Here is a 16044-nt window from a genome sequence, read left to right as displayed (position 1 = left end):
ATGGGTACCGCCACCAGGGTCCCGCAGACCCGCGACATGATCGGCAGTGAACTATCCGGTGACGAGGCGCTGGCCACCCTCCGGCGCTACGGCCGCTGGCCGCTGCTGCGTGACTCCTTCGTCCGCTTCCGGTACGCGGACGGCTTCAGCCACTCCCGGGCGCTCGCCCTGCAGACCGTGCTGGCCGTGGTCCCGCTCGTCATCGCCTTCGTGGGGCTGTCCACCGCCCTGCACACGGAGGACCTGGGCAGGGTGGCCGAACTGACGATCCACCGCATCACGGCGGGGCCCAGCGCGGAGGTGGTGGACGACGCGCTCGACCGCAGCCGGCGCCACGCCGACGACGGGGCCCAGCTGGCCCTCTGGTTCGGACTGGTCTTCTCGCTCACCAACACGACGACCGCCATGTGCCAGATCGAGCGCGGCGCCAACCGGATATACGGGGTCGAGCGGGACCGGGTCTTCCACCGGAAGTACCTGCGGGGCCTGGTCATGTCCCTTACCGCCGGTATCCCCCTCGGTATCGGCTTCGTCGCCATGGTGGCCGGCGGTGACCTGGTGGCCGCCGTCGTCGACGTCTACGACCTCGAAGAGGGATCCCGGTCCGCCTGGGACCTGCTGCGCTGGCCCGCCGGGGTGCTGCTCGTCATCCTCTCCGCGAGCGCGATATTCCGTCGCTCACCGAGGCGCCGGCAGCCCGGCTACACCTGGCTCGCCTTCGGCGCGGCCGTCTACCTGGTCCTGTGGACCACGCTGACGTGGCTCCTGAGCCTCTACCTCTCGGTCAGCGGTTCCTTCGACACCGTGTACGGCCCGCTGACGGCGTTCATGTCGCTGCTGCTGTGGGCCTACCTCACCTCCATCGCCCTCTTCCTCGGCCTTTCCTTCGCCGCCCAGCTCGAGGCGGTGCGGGCCAAGCGCCCCGGCCCCGTAGAACCCGATCCAGGAGCCTGAATGTCTGTCCGCCCCGCCGCACCGGCCGCCCTACGACGTACCCGCCAGGACGCCGACCGGAGGTTCGGCATCCGGCTGTTCGGCTCCGTCGCCGTCGGAGCCGTCGCGGCGGTCCTCTTCGGCCTCCTGCTGGTCCTCGTGGAGAGCGGCTGGCATCCGCTGCGGCGCCTCGACGCGGGCGCGGCACGGTGGCTGAACCGGACCGCCCTGGACCATCCGGCCTGGACCGGCACCCTGCGCTTCTTCTCGGACGTGGTGTGGGATCCGGTGACCCTGCGCGCGGCGGTGGCGGTGCTCACCCTGTGGCTGGTGTACCGCCGCGCGTGGCGGCTCGCCGCGTGGTCGGCCGTCACGGCGATCGCCGGGGGACTGACGGGGCTGCTGGCGAAGACCGTGGTCGAACGGGCGAGGCCGGTCCTTCCGGATCCGGTGGCGCACGCCCCGGGCTTCTCCTTCCCCTCCGGCCACGCGATGACGGCCACGACCTCCTTCGCGATCCTGCTGCTCGTCCTGCTGCCCGTGGTGCGCAAGGGCCTGCGGCCCCTGTGCTGGGCCGTGGCAGCGGTCTCGGTGCTCGGGGTGGGGTTCACCCGGATCGCGCTGGGCGTCCACTGGTTCAGTGACGTGGCCGGCGGCTGGATGCTCGGGCTGGCGGTGGTCGCACTGACCGGCTGGTCCTTCGAGGCGTGGCGTTCGGACGCGGGTATGCGACGGACCGAGGTGGCCGAGGGTCTGGAGCCGGAGCTGAGCGGAGACGATCCCGAAGCGTCGGACCCCGAAGGACCCGGACCGGAAGCACCCGGTCCGAACCCGGACGGTCCGGAGTCGCCGGGGCCGGAGACGTCCGGCCGGGGCCCGGCGGGTCCCCGGTAGACGGGCGGCGGTGATACGCGTCCGGCGGGTCCATCCGGCTCTCGCGCGGCCGCCATCCACAATAAGGGAACGTGTGTTCTAATGCACCGCTAGGCTGGCTCCCATGTCCCTTCCTCTCCAGGGTTCGCTGTTCGACCAGGCCGACCGTCCGGGCCTCGGCCCGCTCACCGGGCTGCACCGCACGGTCCTGGGCGACGGGGCCTGGATCGACCTGTTGCCGGGCTGGCTGAGCGGCGCCGACGACCTCTTCGGCGAGCTCGTGGCCGACGTGCCCTGGCAGGCCGAGCGCTGGCAGATGTACGACCGGATGGTCGACGTGCCGCGCCTGCTCGCCCACTACCGCGAGGGTGACGCGCTGCCCGCCCCGCTCCTGGCCGACGCCCGGGAGGCGCTGTCCTCCCACTACGCCGACGAGCTCGGTGAGCCCTTCACCACGGCGGGGCTGTGCTACTACCGGGACGGCCGCGACAGCGTCGCCTGGCACGGCGACCTGAGCGGGCGCGGCAGGTACGAGGACACGATGGTGGCGATCCTCTCCCTCGGCGCCCCGCGCGATCTTCTCCTGCGCCCGGTCGGGGGTGGCGACGTCGTGCGCCGGCCGCTGGGCCACGGCGACCTGATCGTCATGGGCGGGTCCTGCCAGCGCACCTGGCAGCACGCCATTCCCAAGACCGCGCACGCCAAGGGCCCGCGGATCAGCGTCCAGTACCGCACCCGCGGGGTGCGCTGACGCGGTCCGACGAGGAGGGCCGGGCGGCACGCCGCCCGCGGCACCGGGGTGCGACGAAGGGTGCGTACGCATCGGTCGGCGGCCACGGGGCACGCGAGCCGCATGCCCCCCACCCGCACGTCCGTCGCCGCCTGCCCCGGAAAAGGTCGCCCCGCATAGGGGTCGTCCGACCGGGCAGGCGATCTGACGTGCCGGAGCATTTCCCCCCGAAAGGATACGAACGTGCCCCAGGAGCAGCCCAAGAACGTTTTCGTCATCGGCCTCGACGACGCGAACCTTCCGACGCTGGAGGCGGTTCCGGACGCCGGCTCGTACAGGTTTCACCGCCTGCTGGACATCGACGAGCTCCAGGAGGGCGAAGTCTCCGTACCCGTCCTGATGGACCGTGCCCGCGCCGTCCTCGACGCGCACGACGGCAGCATCGACGCGATAGTCGGTTACTGGGACTTCCCGGTGAGCACCCTCGTCCCGATGCTCGGCGACGAGTACGGCGTGCGCACGACGAGCCTCGAGTCAGTGGTCAAGTGCGAGCACAAGTACTGGAGCCGGCTCGAACAGCAGAAGGTCATCGACGAATATCCCAGCTTCGGACGGGTGGACCTCGCCACCGACGACCCGAAGCCGCCCGAGGGCGTGAACTTCCCCATGTGGCTCAAGCCCGCCCTCGCCTACTCGTCCGAGCTGGCCTACGGAGTGTCGGACATGGCGGAGTTCAGAACTGCCGTGGACAGGATCCGCGAGGGCATCGGCCGAGTCGGCAAGCCCTTCGACTCGGTTCTCGAACTGCTCGATCTCCCGCCGGAGATGGAGGGCGTCGGAGGTCAGGTCTGCCTGGCCGAGGAGACCATGACCGGCATCCAGGTCGCCGTCGAGGGCTACGTCCACGAGGGTGAGGTCACCGTCTACGGCGTGCTGGACTCGATCAACTACCCGGCCTCGCCGTGCTTCCTGCGCCACCAGTACCCGAGCGCCCTCCCGGCACCGGTCATCCGCAAGCTCCACGACGTCAGCGAGCGGACGATGCGTCAGATCGGCATGGAGTCGGCCACCTTCAGTATCGAGTACTTCTACGACCCGAAGACCGCCGACATCGCCCTGCTGGAGATCAACCCCCGGCACTCGCAGTCCCACGCCGAACTCTTCGACTACGTCGACGGGGCCCCGAACCACCACCGGATGCTCAGCCTCGCCCTCGGCAACGACCCCGCGCTGACCGGCGCCCGGGGCCCCTACGCGGTGGCCGCCAAGTGGTACTACCGCTGGTTCGGCGACGGGAAGGTCCACGAGGTGCCCACCCCGGAGCGCATCGCCGCCATCGAGGCGGAGATACCCGGAGTGCGCATCGACGTGGTGCCCGAGGAGGGGCAGAAGCTCTCCACCGTCTCCCAGCAGGACAGTTACAGCTACGAGGTCGCGCACATCTTCACCGGGGGCGACGACGAGGACGACATCCGCCGCAAGTTCGACCGGTGCGTGGCCGCCCTCGGCCTGACCTTCGACGAGACGGAGCCGGGGGAGCGCGGCACGAAGACCCGGTGAGGGGGCCGGACCAGCACGACGAAAGGAGGTCGCACAGGCATGCGCTACGTGGACCAACTGCCCTGCGCGGTCAAGGAAGAGAACAACGTCACCATCCCGATGCCGGACGGGGTCCAGCTCTCGGCGCGCATCTGGCGCCCGACCGCGTCGGACGCCGAACCCGTACCGGCCGTACTGGAGTACATCCCGTACCGGAAGAACGACCTCACCTCCACCCGTGACGCCATCCACCACCCCTACATCGCGGGGCACGGATACGCCTGTGTGCGGGTCGACGTGCGGGGGACAGGTGAGTCGGAGGGGGTGCTCCTGGACGAGTACCTGGAACAGGAGCAGTCCGACGCCGAGACGGTCCTGGCCTGGCTCGCCGAACAGCCGTGGTGCGACGGCAGCACCGGCATGATGGGCATCTCCTGGGGAGCCTTCGCCGCACTCCAGGTCGCCGCGCGCAGGCCGCCGAGCCTGCGGGCCATCTGTATCTCGTCGTTCACCGACGACCGGTACGCCGACGACATGCACTACCTCGGCGGCGCGATGCTCTCCGACAACCTGGCCGAGGCCGGGACCATGTTCGCCTACGCGACGTGCCCGCCCGATCCCGCCGTGGTCGGCGAACGCTGGCGCGAGATGTGGCGCGAGCGGATGGACGCCGCGCGCCCCTGGGTCCTGGAGTGGCTGCGCCACCAGCAGCGGGACGACTACTGGCGCCACGCCAGCCTGAGCGAGGACTACTCCGCCCTGCGCTGCCCGGTGCTCGCGTCGAGCGGCTGGGCCGACGGCTACTCCAACGCCGTGACCAGGCTGCTGAGCCACGTCGACGTACCGCGCAAGGGCCTGATCGGCCCGTGGTCGCACAAGCTTCCCCACCTCGGCGAGCCGGGGCCGGCCATCGGATACCTCCAGGAAGTGGTGCGCTGGTGGGACCACTGGCTCAAGGGTGCCGACAACGGCGTCATGGACGGGCCGATGCTCAAGGCGTGGATGCAGGAGAGCGTCCCGCCCTCCACTTCCTACGAGGAGCGGCCGGGCCGCTGGGTCGGCGAGCCGTCCTGGCCCTCGCCGAACATCGGCGAGTCGGTCTTCCCGCTGCTCGACGGCACCCTCGGCATGCCGGACGACGGCAGCGAGCAGGAGGACCGCGTCCACACGGTGCAGTCGCCGCTCTCGGTCGGCCAGTTCGCCGGCAAGTGGGCCTCGTACAACGCCCCGCCGGATCTGCCGTACGACCAGCGAGAGGAGGACGGCGGCTCGCTCGTCTTCCAGACGGCGCCGCTGGCGGGCCGCATGGAGATCCTCGGTGCCCCCTCCGTCGTCGTGGAGGTGTCGGCCGACGCGCCGCTCGCCCAGCTCAACGTGAGGCTGTCCGACGTGGCCCCGGACGGGCGCTCGACCCGTGTCACCTACGGCGTGCTCAACCTCGCGCACCGCGACGGCGAGGAAGCGCCGGAGGCCCTGGAGCCCGGGAGGCGCTACCGGGTGCGCGTACCGCTCCACAGCGTCGCGCAGGCATTCCCGGCGGGGCACCGCATCAGGCTGTCGCTGTCGACCTCGTACTGGCCGCTCGTCTGGCCCGCCCCCGAACCGGTGCTGCTCAGCGTCTACGAGCGGGGGAGCAGCCTCACGCTTCCGGTCCGCCCCGCGGACGTGCCCCAGGACGCGGCCCTGGCGCCGTTCGGCGAGCCCGAGGGCTGCGCGCCGCCCGCCGTCACCCGGCTGAGCGAACCCGAGCAGGCGTGGACCGTCTCCAGGGACCTGGTCCACTACCGCTCGGTCCTGGACATCGTGAAGGACCTGGGACTCCAGCGGTACGAGGCCAACGGGATCGAGACGGGACTCCGGGCCCGCGAACAGTACAGCTGGGTCGGTGAGGACTTCGGTTCGGTGCGCGGCGAGTCTGCGTGGGAGATGCGATTCCGCCGCTCCGACTGGGACGTCCGGGTCGATACGCGGACCGTGCTGACCTCGGACGAGGAGGCGTTCCACGTGGACGCGACCCTGGACGGCTACGAGGCCGGACGCAGGGTGTTCTCCCGGACCTGGAACGAACGGATCCCGCGGGAGAACGTCTGACCCCCGGTCCGTACGTGCGGGGGCGGCACCCGGATCTCCGGGTGCCGCCCTCCAGGGGTGTCAGACCAGAAGCTTCTGCTTGGCCTTGTCGTACTCCTCCTGGCTGAGATGGCCCTTGTCCTTGAGTTCCGCGAGCTTGGCCAGGTCGGACACATGGCCACCGCTGCCTCCAGGCTCGCCGTCGGAGCTCGCGGCCTGCTTCACGTACTGCCGGAACGACGCTTCGCGTGCCTCCGCCTCCTTGGCCTCGCGTCGTCCCATGCCCTTGCCGCGGACGATCAGGTAGACGAGCACGCCCACGTAGGGCAGCACGATCACGAAGATCACCCACACCGCCTTGGCCCAGCCGTGCAGCGAGTGGTCGCGGAAGATGTCCGTGACGACCTTGAACAGCAGGAAGAACCAGAGCACCCACAGGAACAGGTACATCATGGTCAGGAAGAGGTTCAGGAGCGGATAGTCGTCCATGGGCCTACTCCGATCGTGCGGACAGTCCCTTATTGGTACATCCGCTCACGCGTGGCCGCATTTCCTGCCTTTCAGGCGGCGAGCAGGTCCAGGAAGGCCGACAGCTTGTTCCGCGTCCGCTCGATCTGCTGCTCCACGGTCAGCGACTCCTCGAAGCGCCCTCCGGGTGCGGGCGACTTCCTGCCGCGCACGTACAGCGAACAGGCGAGGTCCGTGCAGACGTAGATCCCCACCGAGTTGCCGTCCCTGCCCGCCTGCCCGCGCTTGCGGGCGGTCATCAGGGAGACGCCGCTGCCCGGGTGTGTGGTCAGGCAGACCGAGCACATGCTGCGGTGCAGGAAGCCTCGCTGCTGGGACGGGAAGCGGAGAGTGATCCCCGTCAGTTCGCCGCGCAGTTCGGTGACGATGTAGCTCCGGTCCGGTGCGGAGAGGTCGCGCCACCCCAGGAAGTCCAGGTCCTCCCAGGGGCGCTCCTCCAGGTCGCGGGGCAACGGCAGACGCTTCGCCTCGCCCTTGGAACAATTGACGAACGACGCTCGAATGTCCTGCTCGCTGACTGCTCTCATGACAGCGAAACTAGCTCTGCCTACGAGGCCTAGGCAAATAGTTAATTACCTTAGGTCGTAGCCGGGCCCGCAGCGGGCAGGGGGGTGGGCCCGATCGGCAGACGGTGCGCAGCGGGGTGCCGGATGCCCAGCTCGGGGCGCCAGGCGGCCAGGATCTGGGCCGAAGGGTGGAACAGCGGACCGGGCAGCTCGTCGAGGGCGGTCCACCGCCACACGCTGATGAGGTGGGGTTCGGTGACCCGGGCGGTCTCCGCGCCCGCCCGCACCAGAGCCGCCATGCTGATCCTGTTGATGCCGCCCACCACGTCGTGGAGCATCGCAAAGACGGTCACCGCCTCCTCGGGCACCCGCAGACCCGTCTCCTCGCGCAGTTCGCGGACGGCGGCCGCGGCCACCGACTCGTGCGTCGGGTCGATCTTGCCGCCCGGCAGCTCCCATGTTCCGTCGCGGTGCCTGCCGAGGAGGATCCTGCCGTCCTCGTCCTCGACGACGACACCCACACCGAAGGCCGCCTGGGCCAGCGGTGGACGGGTGTTGCGGGTCTGGGCGTCCGTGGAATCACTGGCCATGCGCTGCACTGCTCCCGGTGGGTCGGATGCGGGTCGTCGGGCTCCGTCATCCTCACACGCGGAGCTACGCGACCAGGTTGAGCGAGGTGTCCGAGACCCCGAGGCGGACGGACTGGCCCCACGTCAGCTCCAGTGCATCCGATTCCATTCCGTCGCCGAACACCACCATCCGGTCCGACTCGACGGTGAGCCTGAGGCCGTCGCCGGGTCCCAGCTCACCCGCGACCACCGAGGTGCCGGTGACCGGCGAGGGCCATGCCTCGCGCACGAACCAGACCAGCCGGGGTTCGGAGGGGGCGGGCAGTCGTACCGGGCTGCCTCGTTCGAGCCAGAGGGAACGCAGCCAGCCGGTCGAACCCGTGCCCGTGCCGACCAGGACCCCCGACGAGGCCTGCGCCTCGGTGGCGTCGGGGCCCGCGTCCGGTCCGATGCGGTAGCGGGCGGTCTGGTGCCCGGGTGAGCCGAGGTAGATCTCGTTGAGTGCGAGGAGCCGCTGGGTGTCGTCGGCCACGGCTTCGGTCATCGTGAGTGCGTCCGTCCGGGCGCCGGGACCGAGGGCGGCGCGGCAGAGCGCCGCCGTGTCCTTCGACCGGTGGCGCACGAGGACTCCGGGATTGCGGCCCGGGTCGGTGTCGATGCCCACGACCGGCTGGCCGGACAGGTACTTCGCGACGTTCGCGACCAGACCGTCCTGCCCGACCACGACGACCACGTCCTCCGGGCCGAAGAGGAAGCGGTCCAGGCCGGCCCGCTCCACCCGGGTCCGGCGCCACCTCAGGGGCAGCGCCGCGGCGACATCGCCGAGTGCCCGGACGTTGCGCCGGTGGCGCTCCGCCACCTCGTCGAGGGACCGGCCGCGGCCGGCCAGCACGAAGGCGGCCTGGCCGTGCGTCCCGTGGCGCGCCAGCAATTCCTCGTACTCGGTCGTGCGGTGCACGAGCACCGCGCGCGGGGCCAGGGTCACTCCACCGCCTCCGTCCCCGCCTCCGGCCTTCCCAGCCTGGCGAGCAGTCCGGTCAGCACGTCGGGGGAGAGGGTGAGGCTGTCGATGCGCGGCAGGTTCTCGGCCAGCCGGGTGGCGGCCAACGCGTGCAGCGTGCGCGGGTCCACGTCCCCGTGTGCCCGCAGCCACGCGGCCTGCGCCTCGGCACGGGCCGCACCGGTGCTTCGCGCCGCCTCCGCCTCGGCGGCTGCCAGGCGGACGGTGCGGGACGCCTCCGCCTCCGTGCGCACCCCGTCGGCGGCCGACTTCTCCTCGGCCTCCCGGCGCGCGTTGGTGCCTCGCTGGTCCACCAGCTGTTCCTCGCGCCGCGCGAGCTCGATCCTGCTGGCCAGTTCGTTCTCGGCGATGGCGCGTTCGCGTTCGACCGCGACGGCCCGGCGCTCGTACACCGAGCGGTCGGCCTCCTGCTGGATCTGCTCCCTGGCCGGGGTGCGCAGGGCCCGCTCGACCTCGGCCTCGGGGCGGATGGCGACGACGCGCACGGCCACCAGGTCGATGCCGGTGGCGGGCAGCCGCGGCTCCGCCGCCAGGCCGGCGGCGACCCGTTCCCGTACGGCGGAGACGCCGTCCACGAGCGCCGCCGCGAGAGGGGTCCGGGCCAGGACGTCCAGGGTGTGCTGCTGCGCGGTCTCGGTCAGCAGGGTCGCGATCTGCTCCAGCGGTGCGCCGCGCCAGACCCCGGTGTCGGGGTGCACGGAGAAGTCGAGCCGGGCGGCGGCCTCCGCGGGATCGCTGATCCGATAGGTCACCGTGGCCTGCACGGTGACGTCCTGGAAGTCGGCGGTACGGGCGTGGAACGCCATCGCCAGTTCGCGGTCGTCCACCGGCACCTCGGAGAGTGCGGCGGTCAGGGGGCGGAACCAGAAGCTCGCGCCGGGACCGTCGTGGGCGAGCCGGCCACGCTTGTGGTGGCGGATGTGGGCGGTGGGCGCGGAGCGGACGTGCCGCCAGCCGAAGCGCCGGGTGATGTCGGCCATCTGGTACCCCCTCGTTTCTCGTCATGGAGACGATAATGACCGCTCCGCTATATCGTCAAGAGGACGAAAAGGGGGGGTGTGAAACGCGGCAGGCCGGCGGTTTCCGTAGAAACCGCCGGCCTGCCGTCCGTGCGCCGACCCCGTCCCCACGGTGCGGCGCGCAGGTGGACCGTCGTCATCCGCTGGAGCGACGGCCCACGTTCATCGGCTCCCGCTCTCCGGGGGGTCGGTCGGGCAGTTCGGGGGGCTGGTCGGGCAGTTCGGGAGCCCGAGGGAAGGGAGTACGGCGCATTCGATGAAGCGGGTCAGGAAACCCGCGTCCGGATAGCGCCCCTCCAGCAGGGGCCTGCTGCGCATCGCTCCGATCACCTGCGCGGCCACGAAGTCCGCGGCGGGGTTGTCGGCCGCGATCTCCCCGCGCCGCACGGCGCGCTCGACCATCGTGTCGATCGCGGCGATCGACGGCGCGATCAGTGTGGAGCGGAGTGCGATGAGGAGGTCGGGATTCTGGAGCGCGGCGTGACCGAGTGCGTGCATCAGGGCCGTGTCCTGGCCGGATGCCGCGTCCACAGTCCGGGCGGCCTCGTGCAGGTCGCCTGCCAGGCTGCCCGTGTCGATGTCCGAGAGCAGTGTCCTGCGGGCGCAGCGCAGGGCGGCGACGACCAGTTCCGGCTTGGACCCCCACTGCCGGTAGAGCGTGGACTTCCCGCACCGTGTGCGCGATGCCACGCCCTCCATCGTCAGCGAGTCGTACCCGCTCTCCCGGAGCAGGTCCAGCACCGCGGCGTACAGCTCTTGCTGGCGCTCCGGTGTGATCTTCGACCGGCGTGACGCGAGCGATGTCTCCTGTGCGGAACCGGGCGACGGCATCTGATTCCCTCTCTGCGGCTGCGGCGGGACCCTCGGTACGCCAGTGTACCGAAACACACGTGTACCGATACGCCGACGTATCGGTACACTGGCGTATCGATGCGGCACGGACTGGCCATGCCGACGCGATGACAGCGCACCGTCAGCAAAGGGGCACGGGTGATGTACACCCGCAGCGAGCCTGCGGACCGGGAGCCGGACACCTCAGCCCGACCGCCCCTCGTCCGCGAGCTCCTTCTGGTCGCAGGACTCTTCCTCGTCTACAAACTCGGCCGCCAGGCCGTGAACGGACACGTCGAGGAGGCCTTCCGCAACGCCGGACACGTATGGAACTTCGAGCGGGCCGCCGGCATCCCCGACGAGGGGAGCGTGCAGGGTCTGCTCATGCACGGCCGCCACCTCGTCGAGGCCGCGAACACCTACTACGCGACGGTGCACTTCCCGGCGACCCTGGCGTTCCTGGTCTGGCTGTACCTGCGCCGGCCGCGCCACTACGTCTGGTCACGTCGCATCCTGACCGCGCTCACCGGCGCGGCGCTCGTGCTGCACCTGACCTTCCCGCTCGCACCGCCGCGCATGCTGCACGCGGCCGGCCTCGTCGACACCGCTCAGGTCTACGGCCCCTCGGTGTACGGGGACAGCCCCGCGGGCGACTCCATGGCCAACCAGTACGCCGCTATGCCGTCCCTGCACTTCGGCTGGGCACTCGTCGTCGCCGTCGGACTGATCGTCGCGACCCGCTCCCGGTGGCGCGTGCTCTGGCTGCTGCACCCGCTGATCACCCTGATCGTCATAGTGGGCACCGCGAACCACTACTGGCTCGACTCGCTCGTGGTCGTGGCCCTGCTCTCCCTGGCCTACGCCGCCCTCCAGCTGCCGCGCACCAAGGGCCCCGCCCACCTGCCGTGGCCGGGCGCCGTCCCCGCCCAGACGTACGCCTCGCCCGCCCTCGCACGCCCGGGGGCGCGCCGATGAACGCCACACTGATCGCCGTCGCCCTCTCCCTGGTCTCCGCCGCCGCCTACGCTTCCGCCGCGGTGGCCCAGGCCCGCCTCGCCGCCAGGACCGACCCCTCCACGGGAACGCTGCGCCTGCTGGGCCGGGGCGCCTGGTGGTCCTCGGTCGGTCTGAACGCGGGTGGGGCACTGCTGCACGTCGCCGCCCTGAAGTACGGCCCCCTCACCCTCGTCCAGCCGCTCGGCGCGCTCACCCTCGTCGCCGCGGTGCCGCTCGGCGCCCGCTCGGCCGGACGCCGGGTCAGCCGCACGGAATGGCGCGGCACGCTCCTCACCCTCCTCGGCCTCGGCGCACTGCTGCTGGCCGCGGGCGGCGCCGCACCGCACGACACCCTCAGCCTCCCCGAGGCCCTGGGTGTCGGTGCGGTGACGACGGCGCTCGTGGCGACGCTGAGCCGCCCGGGTGCCCGGCCCGGCCTCCGGCACGCGGCGGCATCGGGCATCACCTCGGGAGTGGCCTCCGCCCTCACCCAGACCCTGACCGTCGCGGCCACCGACCACTCCGGTCCGCTGCTCAGCTGGCGGCTGGTGACTGTGGCGCTGCTCGTCTCCCTCTTCGCCGTGGGCGGTCTGCTGCTCGCACAGACCGCTTACCGCGGCGGTCTCGGTGCCCCGCTCGCGGTGGTGACGCTCGCCAACCCGGTGGCGGCCGCCGCGATCGGGCTCGTCCTCCTGGGCGAACGACTCCAGGGCGGGGTGGCCGGACTGGCCCCCGCGCTCATCGGCGGCCTCGCCGCCGTTCGGGGGGTGGTCCTGCTCAGCCGGGCACAGGCGGCGAGCCCGGCCGAGGCCGCCTCGGTGCTGCCCGCACCGCCCACACCGTCGAGGGTCGTCATCTCCAACCCCGTACCCGTCGCTCCGCGAGCCGCGGAGCAGGGTCCCCCGCGCGCCGCGGAACCGTTCGCCGCGCGTCCGAGGCCGAGGCCGGCACGGGTGCTCAGGAGGCGCCCGCTAGAGACCGTCGGGCACGGGGCGGGACGCGACCGGCGGGACTGAACCGTCCAGCTCGTCGATCGCCCGGCTCAGCCAGCCCGTCCAGAACGTCTCCAGGTCGATCCCTCCCCGCAGCACCAGATGGCGCAGCCGGTCCTCGTCCGAGGTCCGCCCGGGAGGGAAGTCCCTCTCCTCGATCTCCAGATACTCGCCCAGCTGCTCCCGGTGCAGCACGAGGTGCCTCCGCAACTCCCCGGCCAGCCCCTGGGCCCCGACCACCGCCGCCGCCCGCATCCGCAGAAGCAGCGGATCGCGGACCGGCCGCGGGTCCTCGGTGAGCCGGACCCAGGCCGACAGCTCGTCGCGGCCCGCGGGCAGCACCTCGTACTCCTTCTTCCGCCCGCGGGCCGGCTGCGCCGCCGGCAGGACCCTGATGTGCCCGGCCTGTTCCAGCCTTCCCAGCTCGCGGTAGATCTGCTGGTGCGTGGACGGCCAGAAGTAGCCGATCGACCGGTCGAACCTCCGCGTCAGCTCCAGCCCCGACGAGGGCTTCTCGAGCAGAGCGGTGAGGATCGCGTGCGGGAGTGACATGGCTGCATCCTAGAGACGGCTGCCAGGGCCCCGTCACAGCTCCGCGGCGACCTCCGTGCCCTGGCGGATCGCACGCTTGGCGTCCAGCTCGGCGGCCACGTCCGCGCCCCCGATCAGATGCACCGGCCGGCCGGCGGCGCGCAGCTCCTCGTACAGGTCGCGACGCGGTTCCTGCCCGGCGCACAGCACCACCGTGTCGACCGGCAGGACGTGCTGCTCGCCGTCCACGGTGAGGTGCAGGCCCTCGTCGTCGATCAGGTCGTACGAAGCGCCCGCGATCATCGTCACCCCGCGGTGTCGCAGCTCGGTGCGGTGGATCCACCCGGTCGTCCTGCCGAGCCCCGCCCCGACCTTCGTGGCCTTGCGCTGGATCAGGTGCACCGTGCGTCCCGGCTTCGGACGCTCCGGTGCCCGCAGCCCGCCCCGGTCCGCGTAGTCGGTGTCCACGCCCCACTGCCGGAAGAAGACCTCCGGGTCCAGGCTCGCCTCGTGGCCCCCGTCGGTCAGGAACTCCGCGACGTCGAATCCGATGCCGCCGGCCCCGACGATCGCCACCCGGTCACCGACCTGCGCGCCGTCGCGCAGGACATCCAGGTAGCTGACGACGCTGGGGTGTCCGACGCCCGGGATCGCGGGGGAGCGCGGCTCTACGCCGGTGGCCAGGACGACCTCGTCGAAATCCTCGAGCGCGGCGGACGTGGCCCGGGTGTCGAGCCGGAGTTCGACGCCCTCCTCGGCGAGCCGGGTGCGGAAGTAGCGCAGGGTCTCGTTGAACTCCTCCTTACCGGGGACCCGCCGCGCGACGTTCAGCTGGCCGCCGATCTCACCGGCGGCGTCGAACAGCGTCACGGCGTGTCCGCGCTCCGCGGCGGTGACCGCACAGGCCAGCCCCGCGGGGCCGGCGCCCACCACCGCGACGCGCTTGCGGACACGGGTCGCCGAGAGCACGAGTTCCGTCTCGTGGCAGGCCCTCGGGTTCACCAGGCACGAGGTGATCTGCAGGTTGAAGATGTGGTCCAGGCACGCCTGGTTGCAGCCGATGCAGGTGTTGATCGCGTCGGCACGGCCCTCGGACGCCTTGCTCACGAAGTCCGGGTCGGCGAGGAAGGGCCGCGCCATCGACACCATGTCCGCGCGGCCGGAGGCCAGGACCTCCTCCGCGAGTTCGGGGGTGTTGATGCGGTTGCTGGTCACCAGCGGCACGGAGACCGCGCCGCGGACCTTCTCGGTCACCCAGGTGAAGGCACCGCGGGGGACGGATGTGGCGATGGTGGGGATGCGCGCCTCGTGCCAGCCGATGCCCGTGTTGATGATGGTCGCGCCGGCCGCCTCGATCTCGCGGGCGAGGTGGACGACCTCCTCCAGCGTGGAACCGCCGGGCACGAGGTCGAGCATGGACAGCCGGTAGATCAGGATGAAGTCCGGTCCGACGCGCTCGCGGACCCGTCGCACGATCTCGACGGGGAAACGGATGCGGTTCTCGTACGAGCCGCCCCAGCGGTCCTCGCGGTGGTTGGTCGCGGCGACGATGAACTCGTTGATCAGATAGCCCTCGGAACCCATGATCTCGACACCGTCGTAACCCGCGCCCCGCGCGAGTTCCGCGGCGCGGACGAAGTCCTCGATGGTCTCCTCGACCTCGTCGTCCGTCAGCGCGTGCGGGGTGAACCCGCTGATCGGAGCCTTGAGGGCGCTCGGCGCCACCAGGTCCGGGTGGTGGGCGTACCGTCCGAAGTGCAGGATCTGCATCGCGATCCGGCCGCCTGCCGCGTGGACGGCCGCGGTGACCTGCGCGTGCTGTTCCGCCTCCGCCTCGGTGGTCATCCTGGCCCCGCCGGGGAAGGAGCACGCCCGGTCGCTGGGCGCGATCCCACCGGTGACGATGAGGCCCACCCCGCCGCGCGCGCGGGCCGCGTAGAAGGCGGCCATGCGCTCGAAACCGCGCTCGACCTCCTCGAGGCCGATGTGCATCGACCCCATCAGCAACCGGTTGGGGAGCGTGGTGAATCCGAGGTCGAGCGGGCTCAGCAGGGTGGGATACGGGCTCATCCGGGTCTCCTCGCAGGTGTCGTCGAGCCAGTTGTAGACCACCCGAACGGCCTTATGCAACTAGTTGCACAATGACGTACGTCGCAGTCACCGCACGGCTGATTCGCAGTCGCCGCAGGACTGCGTCCCGGTCCTCGCAAGGGCGGCCCACGAATGGAGTAACACTTTCGGACTCCCGAGCCCAGGCCGAGGAGAGTGGATCGCGTACGGCTCGGCGCCGTTACTCCTCCTCGTCGACAGGAGAAACCCATGACTTGCAGCTGCATCAACCGGCGTGATCTCGGACTCCTCGTGCTCAGGGCCGGTACGGGCGCCGTCCTGGCCGTCCACGGCGCCCAGAAGCTGAGCCACCTTTTCGGCGGCGGAGGAATCGAGGGGACCACCGCGGCCATGGAAGCCATGGGCTTCCACCCGCCGAAGCACAGCGCCCTGGCGGCCGGGCTGGGCGAGGCGGGCGGAGGAGTCCTGCTGGCCCTCGGTCTCGCCACTCCCGCGGCGGGTGCCGCGGCAGCCGGCACGATGGCGGGAGCCGTCGCCGTGCACGCGCCCGCGGGCTTCTTCTCGACCGGCGGGGGATACGAGTACCCGGCCTTCCTGGGCTTCACCGCCGCCGCCATCGGGCTGACGGGCGCCGGACGATACTCCCTGGACCATGCCACCCGGCACGTGTTCGACCAGTCGTGGTTCGTGGCTCTCGCGTTCGCGGGCAGCGCTCTCGCCGCTGCCGCCGTGGTCGGCCGCCGGGCCAAGGGGCAGGCGGCGCAGGCGCAGGCGGCCACCGACGAAGACGCGTGATCAGGCGTGTGACCTCCGAGGCGGACGTGCGGCACTCCCAC

At 71.4% G+C, this 16044-nt stretch carries 16 protein-coding genes; 8 read left to right on the top strand and 8 right to left on the bottom strand.

The genetic code is table 11. The features are described from left to right. The 5 genes from OG206_RS03870 to OG206_RS03850 all read left to right on the top strand — a co-directional run bounded on the left by OG206_RS03870 (position 1) and on the right by OG206_RS03850 (position 6166). Positions 1–954: a YihY/virulence factor BrkB family protein gene (locus tag OG206_RS03870; protein ID WP_327112172.1), complete on the top strand. Its 954-nt coding sequence runs from the start codon at positions 1–3 to the stop codon at positions 952–954. After that, the gene (locus OG206_RS03865; protein ID WP_327112170.1) at positions 955–1827 is read left to right on the top strand and encodes a phosphatase PAP2 family protein; all 873 of its coding nucleotides are present in this window, start codon (positions 955–957) and stop codon (positions 1825–1827) included. It begins immediately after the preceding gene. A 103-nt stretch (positions 1828–1930) separates the two neighbouring features. Continuing rightward, positions 1931–2557, top strand: a complete 627-nt coding sequence (locus OG206_RS03860; RefSeq protein ID WP_327112168.1) for an alpha-ketoglutarate-dependent dioxygenase AlkB — start codon at positions 1931–1933, stop codon at positions 2555–2557. A 222-nt stretch (positions 2558–2779) separates the two neighbouring features. Continuing rightward, the gene (locus OG206_RS03855; protein WP_327112166.1) at positions 2780–4096 is read left to right on the top strand and encodes an ATP-grasp domain-containing protein; all 1317 of its coding nucleotides are present in this window, start codon (positions 2780–2782) and stop codon (positions 4094–4096) included. A 39-nt stretch (positions 4097–4135) separates the two neighbouring features. Beyond that, the gene (locus OG206_RS03850) at positions 4136–6166 is read left to right on the top strand and encodes a CocE/NonD family hydrolase (RefSeq protein ID WP_327112164.1); all 2031 of its coding nucleotides are present in this window, start codon (positions 4136–4138) and stop codon (positions 6164–6166) included. Between the two features lie 60 nt (positions 6167–6226). On the opposite strand, the gene OG206_RS03845 is transcribed toward OG206_RS03850, so the two are convergent. The 6 genes from OG206_RS03845 to OG206_RS03820 form a co-directional block, all read right to left on the bottom strand. Beyond that, the gene (locus tag OG206_RS03845) at positions 6227–6634 is read right to left on the bottom strand and encodes an SHOCT domain-containing protein (RefSeq protein ID WP_327112162.1); all 408 of its coding nucleotides are present in this window, start codon (positions 6632–6634) and stop codon (positions 6227–6229) included. A 71-nt stretch (positions 6635–6705) separates the two neighbouring features. Further along, positions 6706–7200, bottom strand: coding sequence for an FBP domain-containing protein (locus OG206_RS03840; protein ID WP_327112160.1), 495 nt, complete (start codon positions 7198–7200; stop codon positions 6706–6708). 50 nt (positions 7201–7250) lie between these two features. After that, positions 7251–7769 carry a nucleotide triphosphate diphosphatase NUDT15 gene (locus OG206_RS03835; protein WP_327112157.1) on the bottom strand — a complete coding sequence of 173 codons (519 nt, stop codon included), beginning with the start codon at positions 7767–7769 and terminating at the stop codon, positions 7251–7253. 64 nt (positions 7770–7833) lie between these two features. Beyond that, positions 7834–8733 carry a hypothetical protein gene (locus OG206_RS03830; protein WP_327112155.1) on the bottom strand — a complete coding sequence of 300 codons (900 nt, stop codon included), beginning with the start codon at positions 8731–8733 and terminating at the stop codon, positions 7834–7836. After that, positions 8730–9749: an SPFH domain-containing protein gene (locus OG206_RS03825; protein ID WP_327112153.1), complete on the bottom strand. Its 1020-nt coding sequence runs from the start codon at positions 9747–9749 to the stop codon at positions 8730–8732. Before OG206_RS03825 ends, OG206_RS03830 begins: the two co-directional genes overlap by 4 nt. A 201-nt stretch (positions 9750–9950) precedes the next feature. Next, positions 9951–10619, bottom strand: coding sequence for a TetR/AcrR family transcriptional regulator (locus OG206_RS03820; protein WP_327112151.1), 669 nt, complete (start codon positions 10617–10619; stop codon positions 9951–9953). Between the two features lie 159 nt (positions 10620–10778). On the opposite strand from OG206_RS03820, the gene OG206_RS03815 reads away from it, so the two are divergent. Further along, positions 10779–11594 (top strand): phosphatase PAP2 family protein, encoded by an 816-nt coding sequence (locus tag OG206_RS03815; protein ID WP_442805793.1) that lies wholly within the window; start codon positions 10779–10781, stop codon positions 11592–11594. Further along, entirely contained in the window at positions 11591–12631 is a 1041-nt protein-coding gene (locus OG206_RS03810; RefSeq protein WP_327112147.1) for a hypothetical protein, read from the top strand. Before OG206_RS03815 ends, OG206_RS03810 begins: the two co-directional genes overlap by 4 nt. Here the strand turns inward: OG206_RS03810 and OG206_RS03805 are convergent. Both OG206_RS03805 and OG206_RS03800 read right to left on the bottom strand, forming a co-directional pair. Then, the gene (locus OG206_RS03805; protein WP_327112145.1) at positions 12587–13159 is read right to left on the bottom strand and encodes a PadR family transcriptional regulator; all 573 of its coding nucleotides are present in this window, start codon (positions 13157–13159) and stop codon (positions 12587–12589) included. The genes OG206_RS03810 and OG206_RS03805 overlap by 45 nt on opposite strands. A 33-nt stretch (positions 13160–13192) precedes the next feature. After that, positions 13193–15208, bottom strand: coding sequence for an NADPH-dependent 2,4-dienoyl-CoA reductase (locus OG206_RS03800; protein ID WP_327122175.1), 2016 nt, complete (start codon positions 15206–15208; stop codon positions 13193–13195). A 249-nt stretch (positions 15209–15457) separates the two neighbouring features. On the opposite strand from OG206_RS03800, the gene OG206_RS03795 reads away from it, so the two are divergent. Beyond that, positions 15458–16003, top strand: a complete 546-nt coding sequence (locus OG206_RS03795) for a DoxX family protein (RefSeq protein WP_327112143.1) — start codon at positions 15458–15460, stop codon at positions 16001–16003. The last annotated feature ends 41 nt before the right edge of the window (positions 16004–16044 follow it).

Source organism: Streptomyces sp. NBC_01341 (assembly GCF_035946055.1).
Lineage (GTDB): Bacteria > Actinomycetota > Actinomycetes > Streptomycetales > Streptomycetaceae > Streptomyces.
The sequence above is the reverse complement of the archived record's forward strand: the minus strand, read 5'-3'. Positions and strand labels throughout refer to the sequence as shown.

What these genes read in the sequence shown, in the direction of transcription:
- OG206_RS03825 (WP_327112153.1), bottom strand. Translation starts at nt 9,749, where the DNA reads ATGGCCGACATCACCCGGCGCTTCGGCTGGCGGCACGTCCGCTCCGCG.
- OG206_RS03800 (WP_327122175.1), bottom strand. Translation starts at nt 15,208, where the DNA reads ATGAGCCCGTATCCCACCCTGCTGAGCCCGCTCGACCTCGGATTCACC.
- OG206_RS03870 (WP_327112172.1), top strand. Translation starts at nt 1, where the DNA reads ATGGGTACCGCCACCAGGGTCCCGCAGACCCGCGACATGATCGGCAGT.
- OG206_RS03860 (WP_327112168.1), top strand. Translation starts at nt 1,931, where the DNA reads ATGTCCCTTCCTCTCCAGGGTTCGCTGTTCGACCAGGCCGACCGTCCG.
- OG206_RS03850 (WP_327112164.1), top strand. Translation starts at nt 4,136, where the DNA reads ATGCGCTACGTGGACCAACTGCCCTGCGCGGTCAAGGAAGAGAACAAC.
- OG206_RS03845 (WP_327112162.1), bottom strand. Translation starts at nt 6,634, where the DNA reads ATGGACGACTATCCGCTCCTGAACCTCTTCCTGACCATGATGTACCTG.
- OG206_RS03795 (WP_327112143.1), top strand. Translation starts at nt 15,458, where the DNA reads ATGACTTGCAGCTGCATCAACCGGCGTGATCTCGGACTCCTCGTGCTC.
- OG206_RS03820 (WP_327112151.1), bottom strand. Translation starts at nt 10,619, where the DNA reads ATGCCGTCGCCCGGTTCCGCACAGGAGACATCGCTCGCGTCACGCCGG.
- OG206_RS03805 (WP_327112145.1), bottom strand. Translation starts at nt 13,159, where the DNA reads ATGTCACTCCCGCACGCGATCCTCACCGCTCTGCTCGAGAAGCCCTCG.
- OG206_RS03835 (WP_327112157.1), bottom strand. Translation starts at nt 7,769, where the DNA reads ATGGCCAGTGATTCCACGGACGCCCAGACCCGCAACACCCGTCCACCG.
- OG206_RS03840 (WP_327112160.1), bottom strand. Translation starts at nt 7,200, where the DNA reads ATGAGAGCAGTCAGCGAGCAGGACATTCGAGCGTCGTTCGTCAATTGT.
- OG206_RS03865 (WP_327112170.1), top strand. Translation starts at nt 955, where the DNA reads ATGTCTGTCCGCCCCGCCGCACCGGCCGCCCTACGACGTACCCGCCAG.
- OG206_RS03810 (WP_327112147.1), top strand. Translation starts at nt 11,591, where the DNA reads ATGAACGCCACACTGATCGCCGTCGCCCTCTCCCTGGTCTCCGCCGCC.